General features: G+C 62.9%; 25 protein-coding genes and 2 pseudogenes. 5 read left to right on the top strand and 22 right to left on the bottom strand.

Annotated features, from left to right (window positions below):
* Nucleotides 1-81: 81 nt before the first annotated feature.
* The 3 genes from gshA to ada form a co-directional block, all read right to left on the bottom strand.
* Nucleotides 82-1,698, bottom strand: coding sequence for a glutamate--cysteine ligase (gene gshA, locus AYM40_RS20350; protein ID WP_063498133.1), 1,617 nt, complete (start codon nucleotides 1,696-1,698; stop codon nucleotides 82-84).
* A gap of 182 nt (nucleotides 1,699-1,880) precedes the next feature.
* On the bottom strand, nucleotides 1,881-2,798 hold the full coding sequence (locus AYM40_RS20355) for a DNA-3-methyladenine glycosylase family protein (protein ID WP_063497754.1): 918 nt from the start codon (nucleotides 2,796-2,798) through the stop codon (nucleotides 1,881-1,883).
* Complete coding sequence (gene ada / locus AYM40_RS20360) at nucleotides 2,795-3,970, bottom strand: bifunctional DNA-binding transcriptional regulator/O6-methylguanine-DNA methyltransferase Ada (RefSeq protein ID WP_063497755.1); 1,176 nt, start codon at nucleotides 3,968-3,970, stop codon at nucleotides 2,795-2,797. The genes AYM40_RS20355 and ada overlap by 4 nt, the downstream gene beginning before the upstream one ends.
* Before the next feature lie 396 nt (nucleotides 3,971-4,366).
* Between ada and AYM40_RS20365 the strand changes: the two genes are divergently transcribed.
* Nucleotides 4,367-4,792, top strand: coding sequence for a VOC family protein (locus AYM40_RS20365; RefSeq protein WP_063497756.1), 426 nt, complete (start codon nucleotides 4,367-4,369; stop codon nucleotides 4,790-4,792).
* Nucleotides 4,793-4,795: 3 nt separating this feature from the next.
* Here the strand turns inward: AYM40_RS20365 and AYM40_RS20370 are convergent, their stop codons facing one another.
* Nucleotides 4,796-5,350, bottom strand: a complete 555-nt coding sequence (locus tag AYM40_RS20370; RefSeq protein WP_063497757.1) for a YaeQ family protein — start codon at nucleotides 5,348-5,350, stop codon at nucleotides 4,796-4,798.
* A 150-nt stretch (nucleotides 5,351-5,500) separates the two neighbouring features.
* A pseudogene (locus AYM40_RS20375) lies at nucleotides 5,501-6,116 on the bottom strand (LysR substrate-binding domain-containing protein); the annotation flags it as partial.
* Between the two features lie 162 nt (nucleotides 6,117-6,278).
* Between AYM40_RS20375 and AYM40_RS20380 the strand changes: the two are divergent.
* Nucleotides 6,279-6,732: pseudogene (locus AYM40_RS20380) on the top strand (dihydroxy-acid dehydratase); the annotation flags it as partial.
* Between the two features lie 257 nt (nucleotides 6,733-6,989).
* Here AYM40_RS20380 and sap1 read toward each other — a convergent pair.
* Nucleotides 6,990-7,328: a surface attachment protein Sap1 gene (gene sap1, locus AYM40_RS20385; RefSeq protein ID WP_063497759.1), complete on the bottom strand. Its 339-nt coding sequence runs from the start codon at nucleotides 7,326-7,328 to the stop codon at nucleotides 6,990-6,992.
* 670 nt (nucleotides 7,329-7,998) lie between these two features.
* On the opposite strand from sap1, the gene AYM40_RS38725 reads away from it, so the two are divergent.
* On the top strand, nucleotides 7,999-8,178 hold the full coding sequence (locus AYM40_RS38725) for a hypothetical protein (RefSeq protein ID WP_082855189.1): 180 nt from the start codon (nucleotides 7,999-8,001) through the stop codon (nucleotides 8,176-8,178).
* A gap of 258 nt (nucleotides 8,179-8,436) precedes the next feature.
* Here the strand turns inward: AYM40_RS38725 and AYM40_RS20390 are convergent, their stop codons facing one another.
* The 8 genes from AYM40_RS20390 to AYM40_RS20425 form a co-directional block, all read right to left on the bottom strand.
* Nucleotides 8,437-8,862 (bottom strand): HIT family protein, encoded by a 426-nt coding sequence (locus AYM40_RS20390; RefSeq protein WP_063497760.1) that lies wholly within the window; start codon nucleotides 8,860-8,862, stop codon nucleotides 8,437-8,439.
* 359 nt (nucleotides 8,863-9,221) lie between these two features.
* Entirely contained in the window at nucleotides 9,222-10,331 is a 1,110-nt protein-coding gene (locus tag AYM40_RS20395) for a diguanylate cyclase (protein WP_063497761.1), read from the bottom strand.
* Between the two features lie 60 nt (nucleotides 10,332-10,391).
* Nucleotides 10,392-11,408, bottom strand: a complete 1,017-nt coding sequence (locus AYM40_RS20400) for a chemotaxis response regulator protein-glutamate methylesterase (RefSeq protein WP_063497762.1) — start codon at nucleotides 11,406-11,408, stop codon at nucleotides 10,392-10,394.
* A 17-nt stretch (nucleotides 11,409-11,425) separates the two neighbouring features.
* Nucleotides 11,426-13,921, bottom strand: a complete 2,496-nt coding sequence (locus AYM40_RS20405) for a hybrid sensor histidine kinase/response regulator (protein ID WP_063497763.1) — start codon at nucleotides 13,919-13,921, stop codon at nucleotides 11,426-11,428.
* A complete protein-coding gene (locus AYM40_RS20410; RefSeq protein WP_063497764.1) occupies nucleotides 13,918-14,601 on the bottom strand; it encodes a chemotaxis protein CheW in 684 nt (227 codons plus the stop codon). The genes AYM40_RS20405 and AYM40_RS20410 overlap by 4 nt, the downstream gene beginning before the upstream one ends.
* Complete coding sequence (locus AYM40_RS20415) at nucleotides 14,594-16,093, bottom strand: CheR family methyltransferase (protein WP_063497765.1); 1,500 nt, start codon at nucleotides 16,091-16,093, stop codon at nucleotides 14,594-14,596. Before AYM40_RS20415 ends, AYM40_RS20410 begins: the two co-directional genes overlap by 8 nt.
* Nucleotides 16,090-16,554: a chemotaxis protein CheW gene (locus tag AYM40_RS20420; protein ID WP_063497766.1), complete on the bottom strand. Its 465-nt coding sequence runs from the start codon at nucleotides 16,552-16,554 to the stop codon at nucleotides 16,090-16,092. Before AYM40_RS20420 ends, AYM40_RS20415 begins: the two co-directional genes overlap by 4 nt.
* An 85-nt stretch (nucleotides 16,555-16,639) precedes the next feature.
* The gene (locus AYM40_RS20425; RefSeq protein ID WP_063498134.1) at nucleotides 16,640-18,265 is read right to left on the bottom strand and encodes a methyl-accepting chemotaxis protein; all 1,626 of its coding nucleotides are present in this window, start codon (nucleotides 18,263-18,265) and stop codon (nucleotides 16,640-16,642) included.
* Nucleotides 18,266-18,536: 271 nt separating this feature from the next.
* Here AYM40_RS20425 and AYM40_RS20430 point away from each other — a divergent pair, with 271 nt between their 5' ends.
* Complete coding sequence (locus tag AYM40_RS20430; protein WP_063497767.1) at nucleotides 18,537-18,863, top strand: hypothetical protein; 327 nt, start codon at nucleotides 18,537-18,539, stop codon at nucleotides 18,861-18,863.
* 105 nt (nucleotides 18,864-18,968) lie between these two features.
* Here the strand turns inward: AYM40_RS20430 and AYM40_RS41955 are convergent, their stop codons facing one another.
* The 4 genes from AYM40_RS41955 to mnmE all read right to left on the bottom strand — a co-directional run bounded on the left by AYM40_RS41955 (nucleotide 18,969) and on the right by mnmE (nucleotide 22,945).
* Entirely contained in the window at nucleotides 18,969-19,130 is a 162-nt protein-coding gene (locus AYM40_RS41955; RefSeq protein ID WP_166618149.1) for a hypothetical protein, read from the bottom strand.
* A gap of 307 nt (nucleotides 19,131-19,437) precedes the next feature.
* Nucleotides 19,438-20,649 (bottom strand): tyrosine-type recombinase/integrase, encoded by a 1,212-nt coding sequence (locus tag AYM40_RS20435; RefSeq protein WP_063497768.1) that lies wholly within the window; start codon nucleotides 20,647-20,649, stop codon nucleotides 19,438-19,440.
* A 189-nt stretch (nucleotides 20,650-20,838) separates the two neighbouring features.
* Nucleotides 20,839-21,276, bottom strand: a complete 438-nt coding sequence (locus AYM40_RS20440; protein ID WP_063497769.1) for a hypothetical protein — start codon at nucleotides 21,274-21,276, stop codon at nucleotides 20,839-20,841.
* Nucleotides 21,277-21,550: 274 nt separating this feature from the next.
* Nucleotides 21,551-22,945 carry a tRNA uridine-5-carboxymethylaminomethyl(34) synthesis GTPase MnmE gene (mnmE, locus tag AYM40_RS20445; protein WP_063497770.1) on the bottom strand — a complete coding sequence of 465 codons (1,395 nt, stop codon included), beginning with the start codon at nucleotides 22,943-22,945 and terminating at the stop codon, nucleotides 21,551-21,553.
* Between the two features lie 348 nt (nucleotides 22,946-23,293).
* On the opposite strand from mnmE, the gene AYM40_RS20450 reads away from it, so the two are divergent.
* Nucleotides 23,294-23,761 carry a hypothetical protein gene (locus AYM40_RS20450; protein ID WP_063497771.1) on the top strand — a complete coding sequence of 156 codons (468 nt, stop codon included), beginning with the start codon at nucleotides 23,294-23,296 and terminating at the stop codon, nucleotides 23,759-23,761.
* 104 nt (nucleotides 23,762-23,865) lie between these two features.
* Here AYM40_RS20450 and yidC read toward each other — a convergent pair whose 3' ends face one another.
* The 4 genes from yidC to rpmH all read right to left on the bottom strand — a co-directional run bounded on the left by yidC (nucleotide 23,866) and on the right by rpmH (nucleotide 26,538).
* The gene (gene yidC, locus AYM40_RS20455; RefSeq protein WP_063497772.1) at nucleotides 23,866-25,524 is read right to left on the bottom strand and encodes a membrane protein insertase YidC; all 1,659 of its coding nucleotides are present in this window, start codon (nucleotides 25,522-25,524) and stop codon (nucleotides 23,866-23,868) included.
* 30 nt (nucleotides 25,525-25,554) lie between these two features.
* Entirely contained in the window at nucleotides 25,555-25,785 is a 231-nt protein-coding gene (gene yidD, locus AYM40_RS38730; protein WP_007180115.1) for a membrane protein insertion efficiency factor YidD, read from the bottom strand.
* A gap of 106 nt (nucleotides 25,786-25,891) precedes the next feature.
* Nucleotides 25,892-26,374: a ribonuclease P protein component gene (gene rnpA, locus AYM40_RS20460; protein WP_063497773.1), complete on the bottom strand. Its 483-nt coding sequence runs from the start codon at nucleotides 26,372-26,374 to the stop codon at nucleotides 25,892-25,894.
* A gap of 29 nt (nucleotides 26,375-26,403) precedes the next feature.
* Nucleotides 26,404-26,538: a 50S ribosomal protein L34 gene (gene rpmH / locus AYM40_RS20465; protein WP_004198824.1), complete on the bottom strand. Its 135-nt coding sequence runs from the start codon at nucleotides 26,536-26,538 to the stop codon at nucleotides 26,404-26,406.
* Nucleotides 26,539-26,748 lie beyond the last annotated feature (210 nt).

Here is a 26,748-nt window from a genome sequence, read left to right on the forward strand (position 1 = left end):
AAAAAATAATGCCGTTCAGTGTTGGCTGAACGGCATTAGCCCTCTGGGCCGCTTTTTCCGGCGCTGCCTGTGTTTCGTCGTTTAGACGCTAAACCGGTTCAGTGTGTACGCCCGGTATGCCGCGACAAATGCGTCGAATGAACCCACCTCTTCCCGTTCGAGTTTGGCCTGCTCTGCAAGCGATTGCGCAGCAAGGTCGGCGAATTCTTTGGCCTGCGCAGCATCCAGCGGACGCGAGCGGAAATAGGCGGCGTGCGCTTCGCTTTGCTCGAGGCCGAACGCAAGGAAGCTCTGCTGCTTGTCGCGCATCGTCTGCAACACGCGCGCGGACGGTGTCAGCGATACATCCGCCAGCTTCGCGCGCTGAACCGCCACGGCGCGTGCGTGTGCGTCGCCGCCGTGCAATGCGTCAAGCGTTGCCGCGGCTGTGTCTATCTTGACGAGCAATTCGTTCGACCAATCCATCATCGCGATCGGGCTGCCGTCGCGTGTCAGTTCGAGCCCCGGCTTGCGGCCCTCCATCGTCACGCGGCCAAAGTTCTCATTTGCCTCGGCGGACGCGTCCGGCGGCAGCGGCGCGCTGTCGTCGAGCGCACAGACCAGCAGATAAGCATCAAGGAAGCGCGACGTCTCCAGCGAAATGCCGGTCGGCTCAAACGGATCGATGTCCATGCAGCGCACTTCGACATACTGCACGCCACGCGCAGCCAGCGCATGCAGCGGACGCTCGCCCGGATGCGTGACGCGCTTCGGACGGATCGTCGAATAGAACTCGTTTTCGATCTGCAGCACGTTCGTGTTGATCTGCACCCACTCCCCGTCGCGCTGTGTGCCGATCGCCTCGTACGCGGGATACGGCTGGCTCACAGCCTTCGCGAGCGCGTCGAGGTAGCCCGGCAGCGTGTCGTAGTCGGCGCACAGCGCGGCTTGCGCGGTGGTGTTCGAGTAGCCGAGGTCGCTCATGCGCAAGCTGGTCGCGTAGGGGCGATACAGCGTGTCGGCGTCGAAGGTTTCGAGCGTGTGTTGGCGATCGCGCAGGAATCGGCGATCCAGCGCCGGCGATGCGCCGAACAGGTACATCAGCAGCCAGTTGGTGCGGCGGAAATTGCGGATCAGCGCGAGGTAGCGATCGGACTGGAAATCGACGGCGTTCGCCGTGGATTGCTGGTCGGCATGCAATGCCCGCCACACTTCTTCGTTCAGCGAATAGTTGTAGTGAACGCCCGCAATGCACTGCATCGTGCGGCCGTAACGGAGCGCGAGGCCAATGCGGTACACGTACTTCAGTTTGCCGATATTCGACGTGCCGTAATGCGCGATCGGAATGCCCTCGTCCGTTTCAGGCAGCCGGCCCGGCATCGAGTTGTTCCACAGGATCTCGTCGCCGAGTTCGGCGTAGACGAAACGATGCAGCGTATCGAGCTTCTCTAGCGTGATCGCGACGTCGTGCTCGGCCGGCGTAATCAGTTCGATCAACGCTTCGGAATAGTCGGTGGTGAGCGACGGATGCGTGAGCGCCGAACCGAGCGCGCGCGGATGCGGCGTCATGGCAAGCTTGCCGTCGTGCGTCACGCGCAGGCTCTCCTTTTCGATGCCGCGCAGGCCGCGTATCAGCGCGTCGCGCTGCGGGCCTGAGGTCAGCACGGACAGGCGGTGAGATAACGCGTCGTTCGTACGAGAAGGTGTCGTGTTTGGCATTGATGCGAGTCGGGCGTTGTCGGCCGCCATGTGCCGCTTCGCTGCTTAGGTGCAGCACTGCGCGGTTGACAACGTTCGGCGGAATTTTTGGGTAGCGGGCACTTTAACATCTCGCCACGAGGCCTGCTTGAGGCCGCTTCGGCCGGCCCTCGGACGACACAACCTGGCCTGAATCCACTACCTCAGCCGCCGCGCGCGGCGCCTGCCCGATCCGCTACCTCGTTCCACAGATGCATCGCCGCATACGCGCGCCACGGCCGCCACGCGTCGGTGCGAGTGCGTTGCTGCGTGGGCCGTGCGAGCGACGGGTCGCGCGCGCAGATCGACTGCATCAGCACGAGGTCCGAGGCGGGCCAGGCGTCCGCGTCACGCCATGCGCGCATCGCCACATACTCGACTGTCCATGGACCGATGCCAGGCAGTGCGAGCAACGCCGCGCGCAGGCTGTTGGCATCGGCGACACTGCTGTCGAGCGGTACGTCGCCTGAAGCGACCGCCTGCGCAAAGCCCTGCAATGCGGCTACGCGTTTACCCGGCATGCCGATCTTTTCCAGATCCACAGCCGCGAGCGCGGCGGGCGTCGGAAAGCGCCAGGCGGTGTTCTCATGCGGATGACCTTCGATGCGCACGCCGGCACGCTGCACCAATCGCCCGATGATCGTGGTCGCCGCCTTCACGCTGACCTGCTGCCCGACAATGGCGCGCACCACCAGTTCGAAGCCCGACCACGCGCCCGGCACGCGCAAGCCCGGCACGGCTTCGATCAGCGGCGCGAGCCATGGGTCCGCGGCCAGTTCGTTGCCGATCTTCTTCGGGTCGGCGTGCAGGTCGAACATCCTCGCGATCGGCGCGGCGAGCGCGTCGGCATGACGGCTCGCGGGGCCTTCGATGTTCGCGACGATGCAGCGCCTGCGCGGATGCAGGCGCACGCTCAGTGTGCCGCTGTCGCCGGCCCAATCGATCGCGCGGCGATAGGCGCCGGCTTCGACCGCTTCGACGCCCGGCGTCGCGCGTCCGCCGAAAAAGCGCAGCAGGCGCGGCCAGTCGAAGGGGGCTTTGAACGGCAGTTCGAGTATTGCGACGTCGTCAAGCGTGCTCACGCGGCGTGGTCCAGGTTGGTGGTGGCAGCAATGGCCGCGTGCTCGCGGCGATCAGGTTCATCGAGCGGAACGACAGGTGCGTGCTGCGCTTCGTTATCGAGCAGCGTGGCCTTGCGCGGCAGGCCCCAGCGATACCCCGCCAGCGCTCCACCCTTCTGCACGACGCGATGGCATGGAATCGCCAACGCGACCGGATTGGTCGCGCATGCGCTCGCCACCGCGCGCACGGCGCGGGGTGAGCCGACCGCTTCCGCGATCTGGGAATAGCTGCGCGTCTCACCGTAGGGAATGCGCCGCAGCGCGTCCCATACACGTTGCCGGAACGCGGTGGCGGCAATATCCAAAGGCAGATCGAAGTCCTGACGCGTGCCGCGCAGATAGGCGTCGATCTGGGCGATGAACGGTGCGAGCCGCGCTGCGTCCTCGACCAGCTCGGCGTTGGCGAACTCGCCGCGCAGTTCGTCGGCGAGTAGGACGGCATCGTCGCCGAAACCGATCTTGCAGATGCCTTTGTCGGTTGCGGCGACCAGCACGAAGCCGAGCGAGGTCGGTGCGCTGGCGTAACGCACGGTGAGCCCCGCGCCTTTGCGGCGGAACGCGGATGGCGCCATCCCCAATTCCGCCGAGGCGCTGTCGTACATCCGCGATGGCGAGCCGAAGCCGGCGTCGAGCGTAGCGCGCGTCACGTCCGACCCGCTCTGCAGCGCATCGCGCAGCGCGGCGCCGCGTTGCGCGGCCTGATACTGACGCGGCGACACACCCACCACGCGTTTGAACAGGCGCTGCAGGTGGAATGGGCTGACGTGCACCGCGTCGCTCAATTGCGCTAGCGTGAGGCGTTGTTGCGGATCGGCATCCAGCGCGGCACAAGCGCGATTGACGATTTCCAGCTCGCGCGGCAGGCCGCCGGGCTGGCAACGCTTGCAATCGCGATAGCCCGCGGCGCGCGCGGCGTTGGCGTCGGTGAAGAAAACGACATTCTCGCGGCGTGGCTGGCGCGACGCGCATGACGGGCGGCAGAACACGCCCGTCGTTTTGACGGCGTAGAAGAACGCGCCGTCGGCCTGCGGCTCGCGGCAGGTGACGGCTTTCCAACGCTCGGCGTCGGTGGCCCAGCTCGGAGTGCTGACGGCGGCTTCGTTGCTGGTCTCGGTACGGTCGCTGCGGTTCATGATGGTCCCGGAAAGGCGGTGTCGATGCTCACCAATGTAGGCCGCATGCCAACACACTACGCCCCGGTTCTTGCTCTGTCATTTCGCTCCCTCGTAGGCATCGAGCCCCGCAGGCGCTCGGTTAGCCTCAAACTGCGACAATTTGGCCCGATATCGGGTTTTCCCTTAAAAAGTTATTGCGTCGCATCGGCCCGATGTGTATATTAGTACCTGTCTCCTCCATGTCTCCTCCTGATATGGATTCAGCCCGCTCCACATAGAGCGGGCTTTTTTTCGTCTGAACATTTCATATCTGTCCCTCGGAGCCGGTTCATCACCCGCTCTCGCTACCCTTTCCTTTCTTCTACACTGGTGGCTGTTCATCCATTTCTGCGAACCAGCCAAGGGGCGTTCGACATGAAAATCCACATTCGCGAGATCGATCACATCGTCATTCGGGCGTCGAACGTTGCGGAGATGACGCGTTTTTATTGCGAAGTGCTCGGTTGCAGCGTTGAGAAGGAGCAGGCCGATCTGGGCCTGACGCAATTGCGCGCGGGGCGCTCGCTGATCGACCTGTTAAAGGTCGGTGCGGAGCTCGATCACCCCGAAAACGGTGTGCCGGGCGCGGGGCGGAATATGGACCACGTGTGTTTGCGCGTCGACCCGTTCGACGCCGAGGCGCTCACGGCTCATCTGGCCCAACACGGCGCGCGGCCTGGCGAGGCGGCTTTGCGCTATGGCGCGGACGGGTTTGGGCAGTCGCTGTATCTGTTCGACCCGGAAGGCAATATGGTCGAGCTCAAAGGGCCACCCGAAGCGGCGCGTGCGACGTCGTTGTAACTATCAAGCGTCGGCGGGCGCCTTCAACACCGTCCACTCGATCTTCACCGCATCGGCCTCGGCGCTGCCGAGCCATGCTTCGCCGTCCTGCACGGTGCATTGCAGACGCATGGTCCGTTCGGCGAGCGACCCAAGCGCGGCGGCGACGTCTTCGCCCAGCGTCCAGACCGTCACATTGCGCATGCGTTCGACCTTGCTGCGCACCCCTTGCCACCAGATATCCGACGTGCGGCCGCCATAGGCGATCACGATCACTTCGTTCGAGCGTCCGCTTGCCTTGGCAATGCGCCGTTCGTCCGGCTGGCCGACCTCGATCCAGGTTTCGATCGCGCCGGTGAGGTCCTTCTGCCAGAGGTCCGGTTCGTCGACGTCCGACAAACCCTTACAGAATTCGAGGCGCTCCTGTGCGAACAGCGCGAACGCGGCGACGCGGACCATCATCCGGTCGTCGGTTTCCGAGGGATGGCGGGCGATCGTCAGCGAATGGTCGGCGTAGTAGTGCCGGTCCATGTTGGCGATCTGGAGTTCTGCCTTGTAAATCGTCGATTTGAGAGCCATGCCGTTAATAAACCAGGCGCTCGCTCCACCGGAGCGAACAGAAAAAGAGTCGTCGACGGCGCGTTGCCGTGTTCGGTGTTTGTTGTACATCGCGTGTCCCTCCCGAGCCGAAGCCGGCTGCAACTGCGACTATCGCAACGGGAGAAGCATTTATCGCGCCACTGCCGGCTCGAAAGCGCTGCCGTAGACCTCGCCCGCGGCTTCCCGCAAGGCTTCGAGCACGATGGAGGCCGCAAGCGAAAGCAGGTGCGACTGGCCGCGTGATGATACCGAATGTATCCATTTTGCACGGTAAATCGATCGGTACCTGCTTGAGAACACCGTACTGTTGGTACTGGCGCGCCACTTCATCGGGTAAAACCGCCAACATGTCGCTTTGGAGCAATAAGCTCGAAATCGCCAGAAAATTGTTGGTATTGACTACGTTTTGCGGCGGATTCAGTCCGATCTGCGAAAACATCAGATCAAAGCGATGGCGCAAGACGCTACCAGGCGGGTGCAAAACCCAGCTCGCGTTGACGATTCCGCGCAGTGTCAAACCTGTTTCATTTTCGAAAGGATGGCCGGGACGCGCCACCACGCACGGCGGCTCGTCGACGAGCGGTTCGTAGCGGACCTCGGTCCTGAACGGGTTTTGCCGCTCCAATACCCGGCCGATCATGATGTCCAGTTCGCCTTCGGCGAGCTTCGGCAGCATCATGTCTGACGTTTCGACTTCCGCCCAGATTTGTAACTGGGGATAACATTTTTTCACGCTGGCGATCGCCATGGTCGCATATCGAAATTGATATCTGGATGGCCGAAAAAGGGATTGGAAAGTTATCGGGGCGGCTCATACCATTCGGGGACTTTCTGAGCTTCCTGATACATCTGCAATACATGGTCCGAACTGACGCCTTGCAACGCGCATTTTCGCGAACTCGCCGAGCCGTTCAAGCCGAAGGCCGGCATTGCCGGTGCTCAAGGGCAACCTGGCGCCGAACGGCGCGGTGATCAAGCCTTCGGCGGCGACACCGCATCTGCTGAAGCATCGCGGACGTGCTGTGGTATTCGAGAACATCGAGGAATTGCACGCGAAGATCGACGACGAATCGCTCGACATCGACGAGCACTGCATCATGGTGCTCAAGGGTGCGGGGCCGAAGGGTTATCCGGGCTTCGCGGAAGTCGGCAACATGCCGTTGCCGAAGAAGGTGCTGCAAAAAGGCATTACGGACATGGTGCGTATTTCCGATGGCCGCGCCGCGTGGCAGCCGCCTGCGCCGCCTGCGCGCGGTTACTACAAGCTCTACGTCGAACACGTGCTGCAAGCGGACCAGGGCGCGGATCTCGACTTTCTGGTTGGATCGAGCGGCGCGCCGGTGCCGCGCGACTCGCATTGATCGCCGTTTGAACGGCGGGACGTTTTCTGCGCTTTGCGAGAAGGCGTATTGCCGATGGGGATCGAAAGCCCGCATCGGCTTTATTTATCTGCTTCGCATCATGGAAAAAGCGAGCGGAAATAAAAGCGGCCGGGCGCGTAAAGCCCAGCCGTTTTATAACTCGCAGGTTCACAGCCTCTGGCTTCAAGTCAGAGGATTGATGGCGTAAATCAAAACCCGTCAAACCCCGGTGTTCCACCGGAGCGTTGGCGTACAGCTTATTGCTTGATGAATCGATCGTTTGCCCAGAGGCCTTGCGTATCGCTATTCGCGGCGTTCACGAATTCGACATCGTGTCCGACCACGCGCACAACGCGGAAACTCGAGTTCTCCGGCGTTGAGACACACTGATATCCGGAGAAGAATTCCTGCATCTTTTGCTGCTCACCGGCTAGCGCATGCAGATCGGCGGCGTCGAGTTTATCCTTCGACAGGCAGCCGTACGCATTGGCCTTGAACTGGATGGTTTGCTGCGGCTTGACCATGGAGTCTTGCGCCTGAACAGAAGCGGCAGCCAAACCCGCAATGGCGAAAAGAAGGGCGATTCGCATTTTCATATTTTCCTCCGGTGCGGGTTAATACTCAGGTTAGCTATGTATTTAACTTTAACGTCGAACCCGCATCTCGCACTCTAGGAGAATGCGAGAGAACGACAAGCACATCTTGTGTGCGGTCGCAACAGCGGCGAATTGTCGCACCATCTGCCGCACCCGCTTAAACCTTGGGCAGCAGCTTAAACAGGGCGGATTGAAACGGATAACTAAAAGACACGCGGGCCGCATCGCTTTAACCAGTAAAGCTTTGCGGTGCGTATTGGCGTAAACGAGAGGCACAAATTAAGTGAATTAATACAATGCACGGATGCATTTGGTGCAATGCACACAAAGTCATTCGCCCGACTAATCAGAAATCACGAAATAACGGTATACGTGCAGAAGATAAACGGTGCCAGGTGCGCCAGGCGACGCTGCATGGCGTCCCTGGACGACACGACATGACTTGAGGTCACTCTGCCGTGCTGATTGCCCTCGAAGAACTCGGACTGGAACATGCACATGCGCAACGCATTGTGACAGCGGCCATTGCCGAAAAACTTCCTGCGGGTCCAGCGAGGGCGAGGCCTCGCATTGTCGCAGACCGGCGATCGCAAATTTGTGAGAGGCACTGCACCGTGTGGGCACAAGCGGTGCTCTACAATGAAATCATGCTCTTGCGATGGAGGCTACCGTGATCGAGCAATTGATATTAGGCGCCTTTCTGGTCATCCCGCTGCTAATCGTCGCGTTCCTTTTTTCTGACGAATTATGGCAGGAGCATCGGCATCTGCATGAGATCGATCTTGAACCTGGGAAACCTCGCCGTATCGACTGGCGGCATCCGCTGCGCCGCTCGCGGCATCGGGTTTGAGTCGTTCGAGTCGCGTTGGCCGGCCGCATGCGTCATAGCGCTGCAAGCGTCGTTGCGAGGCAAGGGCGGTTCGCGAATTGGATCCGCAAAAGAGCCACAAATAAAAAAGCCTGCCGTTTCGGGCAGGCCAAAAAGAAATCCACACTCAATGCCTTGTGGGTACAAGGCAGACGCCAGTCTAGCCGCACAGCGCGTGGGGTTGATTTCACCGGCCTTTACACATATTACGGGGCGTGACCAGTTGCGCCGCATCCGGTGTCAATGGGCGCGCCAATGGTCTCGAATGCGCTTGGCCAGCGCTTCGAGCGTGGCCGCATCGGCGACCTCGCGCGCATGCATGCGCAGCGGCTGTCCTTCCCAGCGTGGGATCACATGAAAATGCACATGCGGTACCGTTTGTCCCGCCGCGGCGCCGTTGAATTGTCCGATGAAGACGCCGTCGGGGCGCAAGGCCGCGCGAACGGCGATGGCGAGCTTCTGCGTCATGCGCATGCAGGCCACCGTCGATTCATCTGATAAATCGAAAATCTCGATCGCGGCTTCCTTCGGAACGACCAGCACGTGCCCATCGGCTTGGGGCATCAGATCCATGAAGGCCAGCGCCGCATCGCTTTCCGCCACTTTGATGCAGGGTAGTTCCCCACGCAGAATCTTCGCGAAGGGATTGCTGTCGTCGTAGTTCATCACGCGTCCTCTAAGTTGCCGTACGGTTCAAAGTCGAGATGCTGTCGGCGATATTGTCCACTACCTCTGTTACAACGCGCGCGCGGCGCGTTTGATCGCTGCGGAGAAACGTCGATGCAATGGATTTGCTGATCGATTCTGACGTGGATCAACTCAAAAGCATGATCGACCCGAACGCGACGGCGCTGACGCGCCTGACGGCGGCGGTAGTTGCCGGGTTTATAGGGTGCCGGCCGGGTGTTATACACGCGGATCAGCCGCGGCTTGGTGCGCGCTGGTGGCCGCCTGGTGCGCGTTTAGCATCAGGCGGCCCGGAAATCGTGGCGAAGCGGACTTGGGTGCCGCCGTTTGACAACGCTTCAGCCGCTCATCGCCACCTGATTCTTGCCATCCCGCTTCGCCCGATACAGTCCGACATCGGCGGCTTCGATCACCGTCGTCACCGGTTCGGCTGCGGACGGCACGATCGTCGCCGCGCCGATGCTGATCGTCACGACACCGCTCGTCGAACCTGCATGTGGGATGGCGAGCGCTTCGATTGCAAGGCGCATCTTTTCGGCGAGCAAGCGCAAGCCACCCGCCGACGCGCCCGGCAACACCACCGCAAACTCTTCACCGCCAAACCGTGCCGCGAGATCCGGCGAACGCCCCAGGCACGACTCGATGGTGTGCGCGACGCGTTTCAGCACTTCGTCGCCGGCGACGTGCCCGTAGGTGTCGTTGTAAGCCTTGAAGTTATCCACATCGATCATCAGAAAGCCGAGGCCGGTCTTGTCGCGCGTGCCGCGACGCCATTCGGCGGCCAGGTACTGATCGAGGTAACGGCGATTCGACAAACCCGTCAAACCGTCCGAATGGGTGAGCCGCTGCAGTTCCAGATTGGTCGCGAGCAACTGTTGTTGCGACTGGCGCAAGGCCTGATAGGCCTCGTCGCGCTGCAGCAGGTTCAGATACGAGCGCGAGTGATAGCGAATCCGCGCGATCAGTTCGATGCGATCCGGCAGCTTCACGAGGTAGTCGTTGGCGCCCGCAGCGAAGGCCGCGCTTTTCACCAGCGGCTCTTCCTTGGTCGACAGCACGATGATCGGAATATCGCGCGTCGCCGGATTCTGCCGGTATTGCCGCACGAGGGTGAGGCCGTCGGTGCCCGGCATCACGAGGTCTTGCAGGATTACCGTCGCGCGGGTTTCCTCCGCGCAGCGCACCGCCTCCTCAGGGGACGCGCAGTAGTGAAAGTCGACGCTCCCTTCGCCGGCCAGCGCCTGGAGGATCGCCTCGGCGATGATCGCCTGATCGTCGACCAGCAACACCATGATCGGGCACTCGGCTGCGGGCGGATTGCCGAGGATGCGCGCCAATGCGTCGTCGATGGCGCTGTTGGGCGCGTCCTCCGCGTACGCCTGCGCGTTCGCGTCGTGTTCTGCGAGGTCCGGCGCGGTGGCGTTCTGATGCGGTTTGGAAGTGTCCATGTTGGTCAGCCAGAATGAATGTCAATAAATCGTAGCGGGCTAGTGTGCGCCTGCCTGGCCTCAACGTGTGTCGACGGCGGCGGCGAGCGCAGCGGCAATACGGGGCAGAGGCAGGATCGCGGCGGCGGCGTCGAGCGCCGCGGCCGCCTTCGGCATGCCGTACACGGCGCACGTCGCCTCGTCCTGCGCGATCGTGTGGTATCCCTTGGTGCGCATCGCCTTGAGTCCGATCGCGCCGTCGCGGCCCATGCCGGTCAGCAGCACGCCGATCGCCCGCGCCGGCCAGCGTGCCACGATACTGTGAAAAAACACGTCGACGGAAGGCCGGTAGGGCGTTTCGGCCGGCACCTTCGTGTAGCCGAGCACGTTGGGCAATTTCAGGTGCAGATGATCGTCGGTGGCGGCGAGCAGGACGATGCCTGCTTGCGGCCGGTCGCCTTCGCCGGCGATCCGCACCGGCAGCGCCGACTGCTGGTTCAGCCAGTCGGCCATGCCGGCAGCGAAAGCCGCGTCGACGTGCTGGACGATGACGATGGCCGCCGCGAAATCCTTCGGCAAGCCGGCGAGCAGGGTGGCAAGCGCTGCCGGGCCGCCCGCCGAAGCGCCGATCGCCACCAGCGGCGTGTCGCGATTCGTCGCGCTTTTCGGTCCCGCCGCCGCCGCTGCGCCCGGCGCACTGCGCTCCGTGACGAGTGCGGCGATGCGGTCGATCTTCGCGATCAGGGTGGCGATGCTCTTGTGCGCGTCCGGACCGCTCAGCGAGGGCGTGTCCACCGCATCGAGCGCGCCCGCGCCCATCGCTTCGTAGACGCGCCACGCGTTCGCGCCCACGTCGACGGTGACGATCAGAATCGCGCACGGCGCCTTCGCCATGATGCGGCGTGTGGCTTCGATGCCGTCGACGTTCGGCATCACGAGGTCCATCAGCACGATGTCGGGCCGCTGCGCAGTGCAGAAATCGACCGCTTGCTGGCCGTCCTGCGCGACCCACAGCACCTCGTAGTCGTGACGCGCGGCAAGCGCGCGGCGCAGTGCTTCGACGGCAAGCGGCAGGTCATTGACGATTCCGATTTTCATCCGTTTTACCCGTGGGTTTAACCGTAAGCTTCGCCGATCAGATCGCGCACTGCATCGAGCAATGCTTCGTCATGGAAACTGCCTTTCGCCAGATAGTAATCCGCCCCCGCGTTCAGGCCGGCGCGGCGATCTTCTTCACGATCCTTGTACGAGACGATCATCACCGGCAGCGACTGCAGTTGCGGATCGCGTTTGATGAGTGTGACGAGCTCGATGCCGTCCATGCGCGGCATATCGATGTCGGTAATCACGAGGTCGAAGCGCTCGCCGCGCACCGCGTTCCAGCCGTCCATGCCGTCGACGGCGATCGTCACGTCGTAGCCGCGCGTCGCCAGCAGTTTGCGTTCGAGCTCGCGCACGGTGAGCGAATCGTCGACCACCAGCACGCGCCGCGTGACGCGCCGGGCAGCGAGGGCAGTGCCGTGCTGGGTGTGTTTCAGATCGCCGCCCGCCACGAGCCGTTCGACCGAGCGCAGCCAGTCGTCGACATCCGCGATCAGCACGGGGTCGCCGTTTTCCATCAGCGCGCCCGCGGTGATGTTCCGGATCTTGCCGAGCCGCGGGTCGAGCGGCTGCACGACCAGCATCCGCTCGCCGAGAAAGCGATCGACCACCACGCCGTAGGTTTCTTCGCCGTCGCCGATCACGATCATGCTGACGGTATCGCCTTCGTTGGCGGGCGGCGCGGTGTCGAGAATCTGATGCGCGGTGACGACGCCGATGCGGTGGCCGTCGAAGGCGATGTGCTGATGGCCTTCGAGCAATTCGATCTCCGCGCGGCTCACGTGCAGCGTGCGGTTCACATGCGCGAGCGGCACCGCGTACGGCTCGCCCGCGACTTCGACGAGCAGGCTGCGGATCACCGAGAGCGTGAGCGGCAGCTGCAACTGCACACGCGTGCCGACGCCGGGGTCGTTCGTGATGCGCACCGTGCCGCGTACCCGCTTGACGACGTCGTATACCGCGTCGAGTCCGATACCGCGGCCCGAGACCTCGGTGACCTGATCGCGCAGCGAGAAGCCGGGCAGGAACAGGAATTCGAGCAGTTCGGCCTCGGACAGGCGCGCGGCCGTTTCAGCGCTCGCCAGTTTTTTGCGGACGATCGACGCGCGCAATGCGTCGAGGTCGATGCCGGCGCCGTCGTCGGTGACGGTGATGAGCAGCGCGCCGGCGGTGTGGCGCGCGTCGAGCGTAAGTGTGCCTTCTTCGGACTTGCCGTGCGCGAGACGGACCGCAGGCGCTTCGATGCCGTGGTCGATCGCGTTGCGCAGCAGGTGGCCGAGCGGCGCTTCGAGCAGATCGAGGATGTCGCGGTCCACCTGAGTCGATTCGCCGACCAGTTGCCAGCGCACCTTCTTGCCGAGCGCGCGCGCGACGTCGCGCACCATGCGCGCGAGACCGCTGGTGCCGTCGCCGAAGGGGCGCATCCGGCATTGCAGCGCGGCGTCGTAGAGCTGCTGCGACAGATGCGTCGAGCGGCGGTCGAAGCTCTCCAGATCGGCCAGACGCTCGGCGAGCAGATGCTGCGATTCCGCGGCGAGGCGGCGCAATTCTTCGAGCGCGGCGTGCGCGCGCGGGTCGAGCTTCAGGTCGGCGAGCGTTTCGTGCAACTGATCGAGCGCGCGCGAACCGTCACGTTGAACGCGCTTGACGCGCAGCATCGACTGCGCGAAGGGTTTGAGCCAGCGCGATTCGACCAGCGACTCGCCGGATAAGGAGAGCAGCCGGTCGAGGTTGTCGGCGCGTACGCGCAGCATGCGGCCGGGGTCTGTTGCTTGGCGGCTTGTTTCGGTCGAGGTGGATGCGGTTGCGGCCGACGACGCAGAGGCACTTGCAGGAGCCGGTGGGGTTGCAGAGTCGGACGCCGAGGCGCTTGCAGAAGCAGATTGAATTGCAGAGGCGGACTTGGACCCACCCGCAGTCGTGCTGGCCGGTGCGGCTGAGGCGGGCGTCGCTTCGGCGCGCAGGGCGTGGGCTAGCAGATTGAATGCGGCGTCATGGTCAGCGTCGGCGGATGCGGTGCGCGGTTTGGCGGCCACGCTGGATGCAGATGCAGGCCCGGCAACGCGCGCAAGACTCGCGGCAGGCATAGCAGCAGCCTGCGGCACTGCCGCCCCATGCGGCACGACACGCGCCATACGCGCTTGCAACGACGCCACGCACGCGCTGACCGCGTCACGCGCCGACTCGTCCTCGTCATTGCCGATGCGCGCAACGATATCGACACCGCGCAGCAACTCATCGATCCAGGCGGCGTCGAGCGACGCGCGCCCTTCCTGCGCTGCGACGAAGCAATCTTCCATCGCGTGGGCGAGTTCGACACCGACCTGCACACCAACGATACGCGCCGCGCCCTTCAGCGAATGAGCGGCGCGCATGCAGGCTTCGAGTGCGGCGGCGTCGCGTGGTGCGCGGTCGAGGGTGAGCAGGCCGTCGTTGAGCACGCGGGCCTGGGTCCGCGCTTCTTCGCGGAAGAGATCGATCAGCGACGGGCGGCGCGGGTCGTCCGTCATCCGAGACTCCGGTTCAAGGTATCGAACAATGCGTCGGCGTCGAGCAGGCCGACCGTCATGCCGCGCCACGGGGCCACGGCGCGCGTATGCGCAGCGGCCGCGTGCGAGAGCGTCGCGGGCGGCGGGCGAAAGGTGGAGAGCGCGATCCGATGCACGCCGTCGACCTGATCGACGGGCAACACCGCGTGCTCTTCGGCGCGCGAAACCACCAGCAAACGCGGCAGTTCGTGACGCGTTTGATCATTGTCCGCGCTGGTGTCGGCCTCGAAACCCAGCAGATGCGCAAGCGACAGGCATACCAGCAAGTCGCCCTGCACATTCACCACGCCCAGCACCGCGCGATGCTGCCGGTGCGGCAACGTATGAATCGGCCGCGTCTGCACGATTCGCTTGAAGATCGGCGTCGGCAGGGCGAGCCATTCGCCGCCGATACGGAAGATGAGGAACGACTCACTCGCTCCTTGCGGATCATGTCGTCGCTGTAGCGCCGGCGTGTCGGCGTCATGCTGCGAGAGATCCACGAGCGTAATCGGACGCTCCAGCAATTTGGCCGCGGCCGTTTCGAACACCGGGCAATTCAGGCAGCGCACGTATTCGGCCAGCCGTTCGCACGACGAATCGCCGCGTACGCCGATGCGGTTCCAGCAATCGTCGAAGGTCACCGTGCGGTCCTCAACCACGTTGCGCTCCCTGTGCGCGCAATGCGCGCTCCATCAACAGACGCGCGCCGTGGCGATCGCCTTCGAGTTCCAGCAGCGTCGCCAGATGCGCGAGCGCTTCGCCGTGCTGCGGGTCGAGATAGAGCGCTTTGCGATACTGGCTGCGTGCGAGGTTCGTATCGCCGCTGGCGTCGGCTAGCACACCGAGCAGATAGAACGCCTCGGCGTGCGGTGCGTGTTGTTCCAGATAGACGTTGATCGCGTTCGCGGCTTCCGTCAGTCGGCCCGCATCGGCCAGCGCATGCGCGGCTTGCAGCGTGTTGCGTGCGGTGTTGGTCGGCGAGGTGATCTGCGGCTTCGTCAGGTCGTGCAGCTGCGGAACGGTCCCGGACGGTTTCGGCGTGCGCTGCGAAATACCGTTCAATGGCTTGTGCTGCGAAACGTCATTCGACCGCGTGTGCTGCGAAATACCATCCGACGGCGTGCGCGGAGAAATTCCGTTCAACGGCGAGTGCGTTGAGCCAGCGCTGAACGACGTGCGCGCCACCGGATCGGGCCACGCGAAAGGCTCCGCTGAGAACACTTGCGGCGGCGCGAGCGCGGGCACCGGCGAATGCGTCATTGCGAGTGCGGCGGCGCTGGCGAGCGGCGCGGTGTGCCCGCCGCCAAGCTGCGCTTCAGCGGGCGCGGCGCGGTGGAACGCGAACGCCAGGGGAATCTTCGCCGACTGCATGCCATGACGCATCAGCAGCCCCGTTTCCGCAGGTCCGACGAACAGTGTGCCGTTTTCGGCCAGCACGTCGTTGAGCGCATGCAAGGCTGCCTGTTGTGCGTCGCGGCCGAAGTAAATCAGCACGTTGCGGCAGAACACGAAGTCGTAGACGCCGAGCGCCGTGGCATCGAGTTGCATCAGGTTGGCGCGCGAAAACCGGACCGCGTCGACGATGCGCGGCGCGAGGCGCCAGCCGTCTTCTGTACGCGTGAAGTGGGCGTCGCGAAACGGAAACGCATTGCCGCGAAACGAGTTGCGGCTGTACACGGCGCGCTGCGCGACGGCCAGCGAGCGTTCGCTGATATCCATTGCGTCGATGCGCATGTGCGCGGCGCCGATGCCGGCGTCGAGCAGCGTCATCGCGATTGTGTACGGTTCTTCGCCGGTCGAGCAGGGCAGGCTCAGAATCCGCAACGGCAGCGCGGTGCCGCGCTCGTCAAGGCGTTCGTGCGCGAGACGCGCGAGCGCTCTGAACGCATCGGCGTCGCGATAAAACCAGGTCTCCGGCACCACCACCGTTTCCACCAGCGCCTGCACGATGGCGGGCGATGCCTGCGCTGCGTCCCAGTAGTCGGCGAGCGTGGCGCCGGCGTGACCGTTCGCGCACCAGGCGGCAGCGCGCTGATCGATTGCTCGCTCGATCGCGTTATGACCGAGCGAGGCTGCATCGAGCCCGATGGTTCGATGCAGCAGATCGACGAAGCGTCGATAGAGCGGCGCGTTGTCGTGATGCGCGTTCATGCGTGCGCCTCGGGAAACAGCAGCGCTTTGACAGCGTCGGGCAGCAGATGCTCGACGCGAATCCATTGCACCAGACCGCCTGCTTCGCTCGCGACCGGGCCCAGATAGCGCGCGTGCGGCGTGTCGATGCCGGCATCGTGAAACGCGTCGACGCGCAGGCGGATGGTGCGCGTTGCGCCTTCGAGCAGGAGCGCGAGCAAGCGCACGGTGCCCGCATGGGGATAGCGCACCAGCACGACGCGCGTCGACATCAACTGCGCGGCGGGGCGGCCGAGCGCGAGCGCGGGCAGATCGATCACCGGCAACGGCGCCCCTTCGTGGTCGAGCACGCCCGCGACCCACGACGGCGCGCCGGGAATCGTCTTGGGCGGCGACTGCGGCGCGAGCGGCATCAGACGCTCCACCTGCGTCGCGTCGATCACGTAGCGTTCGCTATCGAGCGTGAAGAGGATGAAGAGCATCGGCGTGAGCTTGGGTGGAGTGGATGGTGTGGCGTGCGGGCGGTTTGCTTCAACGTGCGTGTCTGAACGAGCCCGCCGCGGCGCGTCAGGCCACCACCTTGAAGCGCGACACGCCGGTGCGCAGATTATTGGCGACGTGGGTCAGATCGTCGATGGCCTGGGTCGACTGGCGCAGCGATTCCGCTGTCTGCTGCGCGGCCTCCGAGAGCTGCGTCAGTGCCTGGGTAATCTGCTCGGCGCCGGTAGCCTGCGTCTGCATGCCCTCGTTGACCATCGAGAAGCGCGGCGCGAGCGCCTGCACCTGCTGGATGATCTGTGTGAGATGGCCGCCCACGTTCTGCACGTCGAGCATGCCGCGCCGCACTTCTTCGGAGAACTTGTCCATGCCCATCACGCCCGCGGCTACCGCCGACTGGATCTCCTTGACCATCTGTTCGATGTCGTAGGTCGCCACGGCGGTTTGATCGGCGAGGCGGCGAATTTCGGTTGCCACGACCGCGAAGCCGCGGCCGTATTCGCCTGCCTTTTCTGCTTCGATCGCCGCGTTCAGCGAGAGCAGGTTGGTTTGATCCGCGACCTTGGTGATGGTGGCAACGACCTGGTTAATGTTGCTGGCTTTCTCGTTGAGGATCGCGAGCTTCGCATTGACCGAGCCGGCCGCTTCCATCACGAGGCGCATGGTGTCTTCCATGCGGGCGAGACCGGCGTGGCCGGTGCCGGCGAGCGCCGCCGATTGGCCGGCCACTTCGGAGACCTCGTTCATCGTGCGCAGCAGATCGCGCGAGGTCGCGAAGATTTCGCGCGACGTGGCGCCGATCTCGGTGGTGGTCGCCGCGGTTTCGTTCGCGGTGGCTTGCTGCTCGCGCGAGGTCGCGGCGATTTCCGTCACCGACGTGGTGACCTGGACCGCCGACTTCTGCGCCTGGCCGACCAGCGCGGTGAGTTCGTCGGTCATGCGGTTAAAACCCGCTTCGAGCGCGCCGATTTCGTCCGCGCGGTTCAGTTGCAGACGTTGCGTGAGATCGCCCGTGCGCATGATGTCGACGACTTGCAGCACCTTCGCCATCGGCGTGGTGACCGCGCGCAGCAGCCAGTAACCGGCCAGCAAGGCGGCGACGGCGGCGATCAGCAGCATCACGAGCAGCACGATACGGGTCGTCTCCACCGAGTTGCGGATGCTTTCGGCGGACTGGTCAGCGTAGGTCTTGTTTTCGTCCACCAGCTTGCGCAGGGAGAGCCGGCCGGTTTCCCAGATCGGCGTGAGCTGCGTGTTGAAGATGCGCACGGCGTTCTCTTTCGAGGTCGGCAGGGCGGCCATCAGCGACGCCTGGATCGGCAGGTATTGCGTGTGTTGCTGCCGGAAGTCGTTGAAGATGTCACGGTCGTCCTGACGGAAGAGGGTCCCGCTGTAATCGTTGAGCAGCGTTTGCTCCGTTTGCTGTGTCTCTACGAGGCGCGCGGTGTCGCGCTTGACGGAATCGGGGTCCGCGTCGACATAGATGAGACGTTGCGTGACGGTGTAGTTCTCGAGCCAGGCCCCGCGCATGGCGGTCGCGTAGTAGAGGCCGGGCATCGAGTCCTGCTGCTGGCTCTTCGCGTCGCGGTCAATGCCGCCGAGTTGCTCGAAAGTGACGGTTGCCATTGCCAGCATCACGATCAGCACGATCCCGAAGCTGCACAGAATCCGTTGCCGGATGGTCCATTGTTTCACGCGCACGCCCCTTAACTTTTTGGTTTGGTCTCGACGCCCGATGTCGACTTGTAGGTCTCGGGGTCGATGGATCGGAAAGCTTTGCGGGTCGTCGGATTTGTCCGACGGGTCATGCGGCGAATTTTACATTGATCGTGGGAATGGATGGCGTTCGATGTGGCGCCTGCCCACACCCGGCGTTACACCCGTAATGCCCGGTTACCAACTGCAGCATCTATTTCCGCACGGGCCCTACACAATCTGCTCCATGCCTGAACGGCGGGAGCGAAACATGAAAAAGATTGCGGTGGCGTTGTTGATGGTTGGGAGCCTGAGCGTAGCGGGTCAGGCGTCGGCTCATGGCAATGGCGGGGATGTGGTCGGTGCGCTGATCGGTGGTGCCGTGCTGGGCGCGGTGGTGACGTCCGCGTTGAATCCGGCGCCGGTGGTTGCTTACCAGCAGCCGGTCTATGCGCAGCCGGTGTATCAGCCGGCCCCCGTGTATGCGGGGCCGCCGCCGGGATACTGCTATGACCAGTACCAGCGCGCATACGTCGCGTGCGGTGCGCCGCCGCCCGGACAATATGAGTATCCGCAGCAGCCTCAACCGGGCTGGTAAATCTGGCCAGTGACGTGCGCTGGCGCGCGCAGCCTGGATGCTCGCGCGCACCATCGAAAAAGGCCGTCGCAGGTGCGACGGCCTTGTCTTGTTGGGTGTCTCTAATCAGTGCTTATGGTGCAACCACTCCGCATAGTGCGTGTCGAGCCAGCGCTCGAGGCGCTCCGGCTTCGTCTTCTGGCGATAGTGGGACGCGGCCCAGATAGCCACACCGACTACCAGCATTACCAAAGGTCCCAACAAATAAGCCATTAATGATTCAGACATGCGAGCCTCCGTCCCGACGTGCATGGATGCTTTAGTTTAGGCGATGAACGGCGGGAAAAAAGGACGCTTTGGTGGGGTGGCTGGCCGCACGGCGGGATCGATGTGAATGGGCTGGCGGGGCGCGACGCAGGGCGACTGAGAACCTAGTGAATAAGTTGGTTTTCTTTTTCTAGACAGGTGTTTGTGGATGACGTTTATTTAACTGTGTACCATCAAACGTACCGCTGGCCGATGCCGAAGCGCACTGAGGCTACGGGCAAGATACCTGCCCCTGCAGCGTTTGCGACACCTGCCGCACTTCCCGTACTTAGGCGAACACGTGTTGTCGGCTGCTCTCGATCTGGGCGTCGACAAAATCCGCCCACAGTTGCAAGGTTCGACGCCGTTCCGCGGCATGCTCAGTGTGGCCGTCTCCGCCCGGGATGTCTTTGACGGTATGCGCCAGCGCATTTTCAATCGCGTCCGAAGGCTGCCCCATTTCGCGCAAGTGGGTCGCGGCGGTACGTCGAAAGTCATGTAGGACGAAATGCTCCACGTCGAGTCCGAGCGATTTGACGGCCTGGTTGAGTGTACTTTTGGCGATCGGCCGATCGTCGCCCCTCACGCTCGGGAATACGAAATTCCGGCTGGTCTTCGTGTCCTGAAGCTCGCGGAGCAGGGCGACCGCCTGATGCGAGAGATACACCACATGCTCGCGGCCCTTGTTCATCCGCGCGGCGGGGATCGTCCAGCGCGCTGCGTTGAGGTTGAATTCGGACCAGGCGGCCTCGACGATGTCCGATTTCCGCACCATCGTCAGCACGAGCAGGTGCAAAGCCAATTTCAATGGACGTCGAATGTTCGATGCATAGATCGCCCGCAGCATGGTGCCCATTTCGTCTGGCGCGAGCACGCGGGTGCGGCTGTCCGGCGTCGCGATGAAGCGGGCCGGGATGAGTTCCGCCGGATTGGCCGTAGCGAGTTGCCTGACGATCAGGTACTCATAGAGCCGCTTGACCGCGTTGCGCGTGTGCAGCGCCATTTTGGGCGAGCCGCGGCTTTTGATCTGATCGCATATCGCGCGGATGTCGTCGTCCGTTACGGCTTTGATCGGCTTCGCGCCAATGGCGGGGAGAACATCTTTTTCGAGCGCGCGCCGCGTGGTGCGTTGATACTCCGCCGACTTGCCGGCCATCTCCGTCGCGAGATAGAGCTCCGCGCCCTCGCGCAGCACCTCGACCTTGCTCTCCACACCGCGGTCGCGGCGCGCCGTCGCCACCGGCGAGGCGCCGCTCGCGACCATGTCGGCGTACTTCTGCGCCTTGGCGCGCGCGACCCGCAGCGAAATCATCCGGTAGTCGCCGATCGTGACGAGCGGTTGGCGCTTGCCGTTCAGTGAGTAGCGGAAGCGCCAGACCTTGGTGCCCGTCGTCATGATTTCGATGACGAGGCCGTTGCCGTCTGCGACGCAATACCGGGTGGCGCGCGGTTCGAGCGCGCGAATCTGCGATTCGGTGAGGGGGGCGGCTAGTTTGGGCATGGCGGATCGGTGATGCGCGGGCAGCGGTGATTTTAGACCGGCTGTCTTTTGTGTACCAAAGGAATGACTAGAGTTTCCGTGCGTACCGCGCTGGGTAACGCGCATCGCGGACTGGCGCTCAAGCGAAGCCGGGTTCGGCGGTTGGTTCGATGTGGGCGCGGTTTGATCGTCAGCCATCAAGGCCGGGTTTCATTTCTTCAGCTTCTTCTGCGCTTGCTCAACCTGCTTGATGCTTGTTTCCGGAGTCGGCAGATTTTCGGGCATGGTTCCGCCAAGCTCCTGGATCGTCTGGCGCACCTTGCTGCCAACCTCGAAGTGCGTCTGGTTAGCGTGCTGCTTACCCTTGACCGCCTCGCGCCGCAGCTTTTCTTCAGTCTGGGTTTGTGCACGGGAGCCGATCTCGACCATTTTGCGAATGTCCGCAAAATGGTATTCCACCTGTTGTTCACTTTGGCGACAGGCTTCACGCGCCCTCTCCAGCACCGGCACAAAGTTGCGCCACTGAGGGTAGTCAAGCAGAGGCGCAAGGTCTCGCGCGAACCAAAACTCTGCGCCGTCCTCGGTTACCTGTTTAATGCTCTCGAATGTGTGGTGGTGCAGCGCTGTGATGGGCTTGCTATTCAACATAGGCGGCTCCTGCCTCGTCATGCGATATGTTGGGTTGCCATAGCTTGGCGACAGTTGCGGGTCATTGTAGACTCATATACTGTGTTTTTGTACAGGGGTTGGCTGCGGATCAGGGTTGTCTGTGGCACACGCGATTTCGGGGAGTCCGCTTTTGTGTGCCAAGAGCTCGTTGCTGTTTATTACGGAAGCTTGGTGAAAGTTGGAGGAAAACTCAGATGGTATAAGTCTTTTAGACGGCCTGACTTGTGGAGCTTTGGCGTCGCTTGGCAACAGGTTATTTGCCGATACAAAACCTGCTGAAAATCACTCCGAGCAGATCGTCCGAGCTGAATTCCCCGGTGATCGAGTTCAGTTGGTCCTGCGCGAGCCGCAGCTCCTCGGCGAACAGATCCAGCGCTTGAGCATTCTGATCGGCGTGCGCCGCAGCCGTCGCCAGATGTTCCTGGGCCGCGCGCAGCGCAATCAGATGCCGCTCGCGCGCGAGGTAGACGCTCTCCGCGCCGGCCTGCCAACCGGCGATGCGCAGCAATTCCTCGCGCAGCAACGCAACACCATCGCCCTGTTTCGCCGACAGCCGTACTTCGCTGAGATCCAGATCCGCGTCCAGCGGTATCACGGTCGGCGCGAGCCCGGTCAGATCCGTCTTGTTCAGCACGCGCACCACCGGCACACCGCTCGGGAAACGGCCAGCGATCGTTCCGTCTTCGGCGGTCATGCCGGTTCGCGCATCGAGCAGATGCAGCACGACGTCCGCGCGTTCGATCTCGCTCCACGTGCGCGCAATGCCGATCTTTTCCACTTCATCTTCCGTATCGCGCAGGCCGGCCGTGTCGATCACATGCAGCGGAATGCCTTCGATCTGGATCGTTTGCGCGACCTTGTCGCGCGTCGTGCCGGCGATCGGCGTGACGATGGCCAGCTCCGCGCCGGCGAGCGCGTTCAGCAGCGACGACTTGCCGACGTTCGGCTGTCCCGCCAGCACCACCGACAAACCCTCGCGCAGCAACGCGCCCTGGCGCGCTTCGCTCAGCACGTGCGCGAGGCGCTCGCGGATCCGCGCGAGCTTGCCGCGGGCGTCGGCGGCTTCGAGAAAGTCGATTTCTTCCTCCGGGAAATCGAGCGTCGCTTCGACCAGCATCCGCAGCGTGATGACTTCTTCGACCAACGCGTGGATGTCGCGCGAAAACGCGCCGTCGAGCGAGCGGCCCGCCGAGCGTGCGGCGGCCTCGGTGCTGGCCTCGATCAGATCGGCGACGGCTTCCGCTTGCGCCAGATCCAGCTTGTCGTTGAGAAACGCGCGCCGCGTGAATTCGCCCGGCTCGGCCAGACGCAGACCGAACGCACGGCCGGCGTCGATGCACCGCTGCAGCACAAGTTGCAGCACGACCGGACCGCCGTGGCCTTGCAGCTCGACCACATGCTCGCCGGTGTAAGAGTGCGGCGCGGGGAAGTACAGCGCGATGCCGCGGTCGAGCGCGTTGCCGGCGTCGTCGAGGAACGGCACATAGCTCGCGTGACGCGGCGCCAGCGCCTGGCCCGTGAGGGCTTGCATCAGCGGTTGTGCGGCGGCTTCCCCGGCACGGCCACACGAAATCCGCACGACCCCGATTCCGCCTCGGCCGGGTGCGGTGGCAATGGCGACGATCGGATCGGAATCGGTGGAGAGCATGGGAGCGAGGCTATCAGAAGGGATTGAATGCGCAGGAGCGGGCGCCGGGCATTGTAACGCGGAGCATTCTCTGGCTCTGGATCAGGGCCTGATTCCTGGTGCGGCCCGAGTTTCATAAGACAAATAAGGATTTATCTCGCACAAGCTAAGATAGCCTAAGATGAATTTGCGACTAATCGACGCAGCAGAATGCCTAAAACGCGCTCTGCACAAGGAAAAGATGGTAATCGAAGAAATCGCGAAACGCGTTATTAGGTGGCGATTTCAGGCTAAAAATAGCTTATTAGAGCTATAAAGTTGCGTGTTTGGTTGTCCACTGATTATGCGCCGAATTGCACAATCGGGCCCATGCCGACCTCCAAAGAAAAAGCAGCTTTCGCCAAACGGCTGAAAGACTCACTCCCCAAAGATATTAAGGGTGGGACTGATTTGGCCAGGGAATTCAATCTGCTTTATAGCAGTGGCCCTGCCGTCTCACCGCAAACCGCGCACAAATGGCTCGCGGGTACGACGATTCCAAAGCGCGATAAGTTGCAGGTTTTAGCGACGTGGCTGCAAAAGGACGTTCACTGGCTGCACTATGGGCCCGCGCCGTCCGGCAAGACTAAACCGCTTGCCCGTGGCGAGAAATATCCGATGACGCCAGAAACGATCGAGCTGGTTACGCAGATGGCTAACCGGTTCGCGGGTTTGTCGCCGAAGCAGCGCAATCTGGTGGAAGAACTGATCACTGAATTTGACGGCGGCACGCAACAGGAAGCCGGCGCCGCGCCTGAAGACGCATCGAAAGATAAGGGCCCATCGGCCGAGTCATAAAAAAAGCCGCCCGGCGCAAACCGGGCGGCTTCTTTACAGCCAGCTTCTGCTTCTGCCTGTCAGCCAGCGGGCGCTACCGCCGCCCGCCGCAGGCAAGACATCAATCAGGCCGCTTTCGTCTTCGACTGACCCATCATCCGCGTGATGTAGTACTGCTGGGCGATCGACAGCACGTTGTTCACCACGTAATACAGCACCAGACCGGCCGGGAAGAAGAAGAACATCACCGAGAACGCGATCGGCATGAACATCATCATCTTGGCTTGAACCGGGTCCGGCGGCGTCGGGTTCAGCTTGGTCTGCAGGAACATCGAGACGGCCATCAGCACCGGCAGGATGAAGAACGGATCCTGTTGCGACAGATCGTGAATCCAGAGAATCCACGGCGCGCCGCGCATTTCAACCGACGACAGCAGCACCCAGTACAGCGAGATGAACACCGGAATCTGAATCACGACCGGCAGACAGCCGCCGAACGGATTGACCTTCTCGGTCTTGTACAGCTCCATCAGCGCCGAGTTCATCTTCTGCGGATCGCCCTTGAAGCGTTCGCGCAGGGCTTGCATGCGTGGCGTGATCGCCTTCATGCGCGCCATCGACTTGTAGCTTGCGGCCGACAGCGGGAAGAACACGGCCTTGATCAGCAGCGTTAGCAGCATGATCGACCAGCCCCAGTTGCCGACATAGCTGTGGATCTTTTCGAGCAGCCAGAACAGCGGCTTCGCGATGATCGTCACATAGCCATAGTCCTTGACCAGTTCCAGACCCGGGGCGACGCCTTCGAGCATGCGCTCTTCTTCCGGACCGGCGAACAGGCGCGCGGACACATCGACCGATTGGCCCGGGGCGATGGTCGCCACCGGTTGCTTGACGCCGACGCGATAGAGCGTCGGATCGATCTTCTCGACATAGATGTCGCGCTTCGCACCCTGCTGCGGAATCCACGCCGACGCGAAGTAATGCTGCACCATCGCGATCCAGCCGTTGTCGGCCGAATTGACGAAGTCTTCCTTGTTCTTGTCGATGTCGCTGAACGTCATCTTCTGGAAGTGGTGCTGGTCGGTGTAGACAGCCGGTCCGATGAACGTGTGCGAGAAGCGCGGCGTTTCCACCGGCGTGTCGTCGCGCACCAGTTCCATATAGACCGACGGCGTGACCGGTGCGGTCCCGACGTTCTCGATCTTCGTGTCGACGCCGATCACATAGCTGCCGCGCGTGAACGTGTAGGTCTTGATGACCTTCACGCCGCCCTTGACCGGCGACTCGAGGCTGAGCTGGAACGACTTGGCGTCGCCCGTCAGATCGTGTGGCTGGTTCGCCACCGGCGTGAAGATGTCGGTGTGGTTCGGGAAATCGCCGCCGAGCAGACCGGTGCGCGCCAGATACGTATGGTTCGCGGTACGGTCGAACAGCGTGATGACCAGATCGGGCTGCTTGCCGTTGCCTTGCTTGACAAGCGACAGCTTCGACAGCGTGCCGCCTCGGGTGTCGATCTCGCCGTTATAGACGTCGGTGCTGAAGCTGATCAACTGGCCCTGGGCCGCGGCAGCCGGCGCATTGCCCGGCGCTGCGTTGGTGGCCGGCAGATCGGCGGATTGGGTTCCCGGCGTCGTGGTTCCCGGAGCGGCGCTGCCGACGGTCTTGGTCGGGTTGGCGCTCGGGAAGAACATCGACGGGCGTCCGTGGTCGCGTTGCCAGTTGTCGAACAGCATGACCGCTGACATGAAAAAGATGACCCATAGGACGGTGCGTTTGATATCCATGCGTTGTCTCAGTGTCGATGGAACGGCGCGTCAGCGCTTTTCAGAAGTAGGAGGCGGGACGAGATCGATGCCGCCCGCGGAAAACGGGTGGCAGCGGCAAATACGCCTGGCGGCGAGATAAGTCCCGCGCGCGGCGCCATGATACTGGATTGCTTCGCGCGCGTAATCAGAACAGGAAGGGTAAAAACGGCACCGGTTGCCGAGCATGGGGCTGACGGCAACCTTATAGAAACGCAATAAAGCGATGAGTACCGTTTGCATGACTGGTGCGGCCTAACAGCGCCGCGCAACGTGGAGTACCGGGCGACGCCCGCGCAGCATGGCTGCCGGAGCGGCCTGTACTGCAAAGCGGGCAGTCACGTGAGCGTCATTCCGTCTTGGGCGCTTCCGCGGGCGGCGACTCGCGACGGACAATTTCGCGCGCTGCTTTATCGAGCAGCGCCTCTATTTCGCTGCGGCACAGCGCCCTTAACGGCGGCGACGAGGCGCTCGGCAAAGCCTTCTTGTCGAAGCGCGTGTGCAGACGCAACAGCACATCCCAACCGCCGAACTCCGCGCGACGCAGCCGGAAGGCTTCGCGCGCAAGTCGACGCACCAGATTACGCGTGGCCGCGCGCGGCGCATACTTCTTGCCGATCACGAGACCTAAGCGAGCGTCATTGCCGGTGGGCCGGCCGTACACCACGAAGTGCGCGGTGCGGCGCCACGGGCGCAAACGAAAAACGGATGAAAATTCATCCGTTTTCAGTAGCCTTGCGGCTTTGGGGAAGGCGGCTTGCGCTCGCAACGGAACCGAGCCCTGTTGCGGCGCCCCAGCAGCTCCCGCTTCACCGCGGGCTTCGCCTGGCATAGACGGAGCGCGCAATCCGCTCGCCTGCCTTAGATGGCGAGGCGCTTGCGGCCCTTCGCGCGACGTGCGTTGATGACCTTGCGGCCACCTGCGGTCTTCATGCGAACGCGGAAGCCGTGGGTGCGCTTGCGACGGGTAACGGAAGGTTGGTAAGTACGTTTCATGTTGCTCTCACTTGATCGACTGATCGAAAATTAACCGCACGATCATCGCTGAAGCGGCAATGGCCGGAGGTTTACAGAATTGGTTTTCGCGGAACCCGCTATTTAAACCGGTTTTCTTTTGGCCGTCAATAGTTTAGCCTGGTTTGGCCCCACCCCAGGAAGACTTCGCCGGATGATCGGTCCCTGTGGATAACTCCCTTTCGCCGACGT

The organism is Paraburkholderia phytofirmans OLGA172 (assembly GCF_001634365.1).
Lineage (GTDB): Bacteria > Pseudomonadota > Gammaproteobacteria > Burkholderiales > Burkholderiaceae > Paraburkholderia.

Excerpts from the sequence above, each read along its gene's own strand:
- gshA (WP_063498133.1), bottom strand. The coding sequence starts at position 1,698 with ATGCCAAACACGACACCTTCTCGTACGAACGACGCGTTATCTCACCGC.
- ada (WP_063497755.1), bottom strand. The coding sequence starts at position 3,970 with ATGAACCGCAGCGACCGTACCGAGACCAGCAACGAAGCCGCCGTCAGC.
- AYM40_RS20365 (WP_063497756.1), top strand. The coding sequence starts at position 4,367 with ATGAAAATCCACATTCGCGAGATCGATCACATCGTCATTCGGGCGTCG.
- AYM40_RS20370 (WP_063497757.1), bottom strand. The coding sequence starts at position 5,350 with ATGGCTCTCAAATCGACGATTTACAAGGCAGAACTCCAGATCGCCAAC.
- sap1 (WP_063497759.1), bottom strand. The coding sequence starts at position 7,328 with ATGAAAATGCGAATCGCCCTTCTTTTCGCCATTGCGGGTTTGGCTGCC.
- AYM40_RS20390 (WP_063497760.1), bottom strand. The coding sequence starts at position 8,862 with ATGAACTACGACGACAGCAATCCCTTCGCGAAGATTCTGCGTGGGGAA.
- AYM40_RS20395 (WP_063497761.1), bottom strand. The coding sequence starts at position 10,331 with ATGGACACTTCCAAACCGCATCAGAACGCCACCGCGCCGGACCTCGCA.
- AYM40_RS20400 (WP_063497762.1), bottom strand. The coding sequence starts at position 11,408 with ATGAAAATCGGAATCGTCAATGACCTGCCGCTTGCCGTCGAAGCACTG.
- AYM40_RS20405 (WP_063497763.1), bottom strand. The coding sequence starts at position 13,921 with ATGACGGACGACCCGCGCCGCCCGTCGCTGATCGATCTCTTCCGCGAA.
- AYM40_RS20415 (WP_063497765.1), bottom strand. The coding sequence starts at position 16,093 with ATGAACGCGCATCACGACAACGCGCCGCTCTATCGACGCTTCGTCGAT.
- AYM40_RS20420 (WP_063497766.1), bottom strand. The coding sequence starts at position 16,554 with ATGCTCTTCATCCTCTTCACGCTCGATAGCGAACGCTACGTGATCGAC.
- AYM40_RS20430 (WP_063497767.1), top strand. The coding sequence starts at position 18,537 with ATGAAAAAGATTGCGGTGGCGTTGTTGATGGTTGGGAGCCTGAGCGTA.
- AYM40_RS41955 (WP_166618149.1), bottom strand. The coding sequence starts at position 19,130 with ATGTCTGAATCATTAATGGCTTATTTGTTGGGACCTTTGGTAATGCTG.
- AYM40_RS20435 (WP_063497768.1), bottom strand. The coding sequence starts at position 20,649 with ATGCCCAAACTAGCCGCCCCCCTCACCGAATCGCAGATTCGCGCGCTC.
- AYM40_RS20440 (WP_063497769.1), bottom strand. The coding sequence starts at position 21,276 with ATGTTGAATAGCAAGCCCATCACAGCGCTGCACCACCACACATTCGAG.
- mnmE (WP_063497770.1), bottom strand. The coding sequence starts at position 22,945 with ATGCTCTCCACCGATTCCGATCCGATCGTCGCCATTGCCACCGCACCC.
- AYM40_RS20450 (WP_063497771.1), top strand. The coding sequence starts at position 23,294 with ATGCCGACCTCCAAAGAAAAAGCAGCTTTCGCCAAACGGCTGAAAGAC.
- yidC (WP_063497772.1), bottom strand. The coding sequence starts at position 25,524 with ATGGATATCAAACGCACCGTCCTATGGGTCATCTTTTTCATGTCAGCG.
- yidD (WP_007180115.1), bottom strand. The coding sequence starts at position 25,785 with ATGCAAACGGTACTCATCGCTTTATTGCGTTTCTATAAGGTTGCCGTC.
- rnpA (WP_063497773.1), bottom strand. The coding sequence starts at position 26,374 with ATGCCAGGCGAAGCCCGCGGTGAAGCGGGAGCTGCTGGGGCGCCGCAA.
- rpmH (WP_004198824.1), bottom strand. The coding sequence starts at position 26,538 with ATGAAACGTACTTACCAACCTTCCGTTACCCGTCGCAAGCGCACCCAC.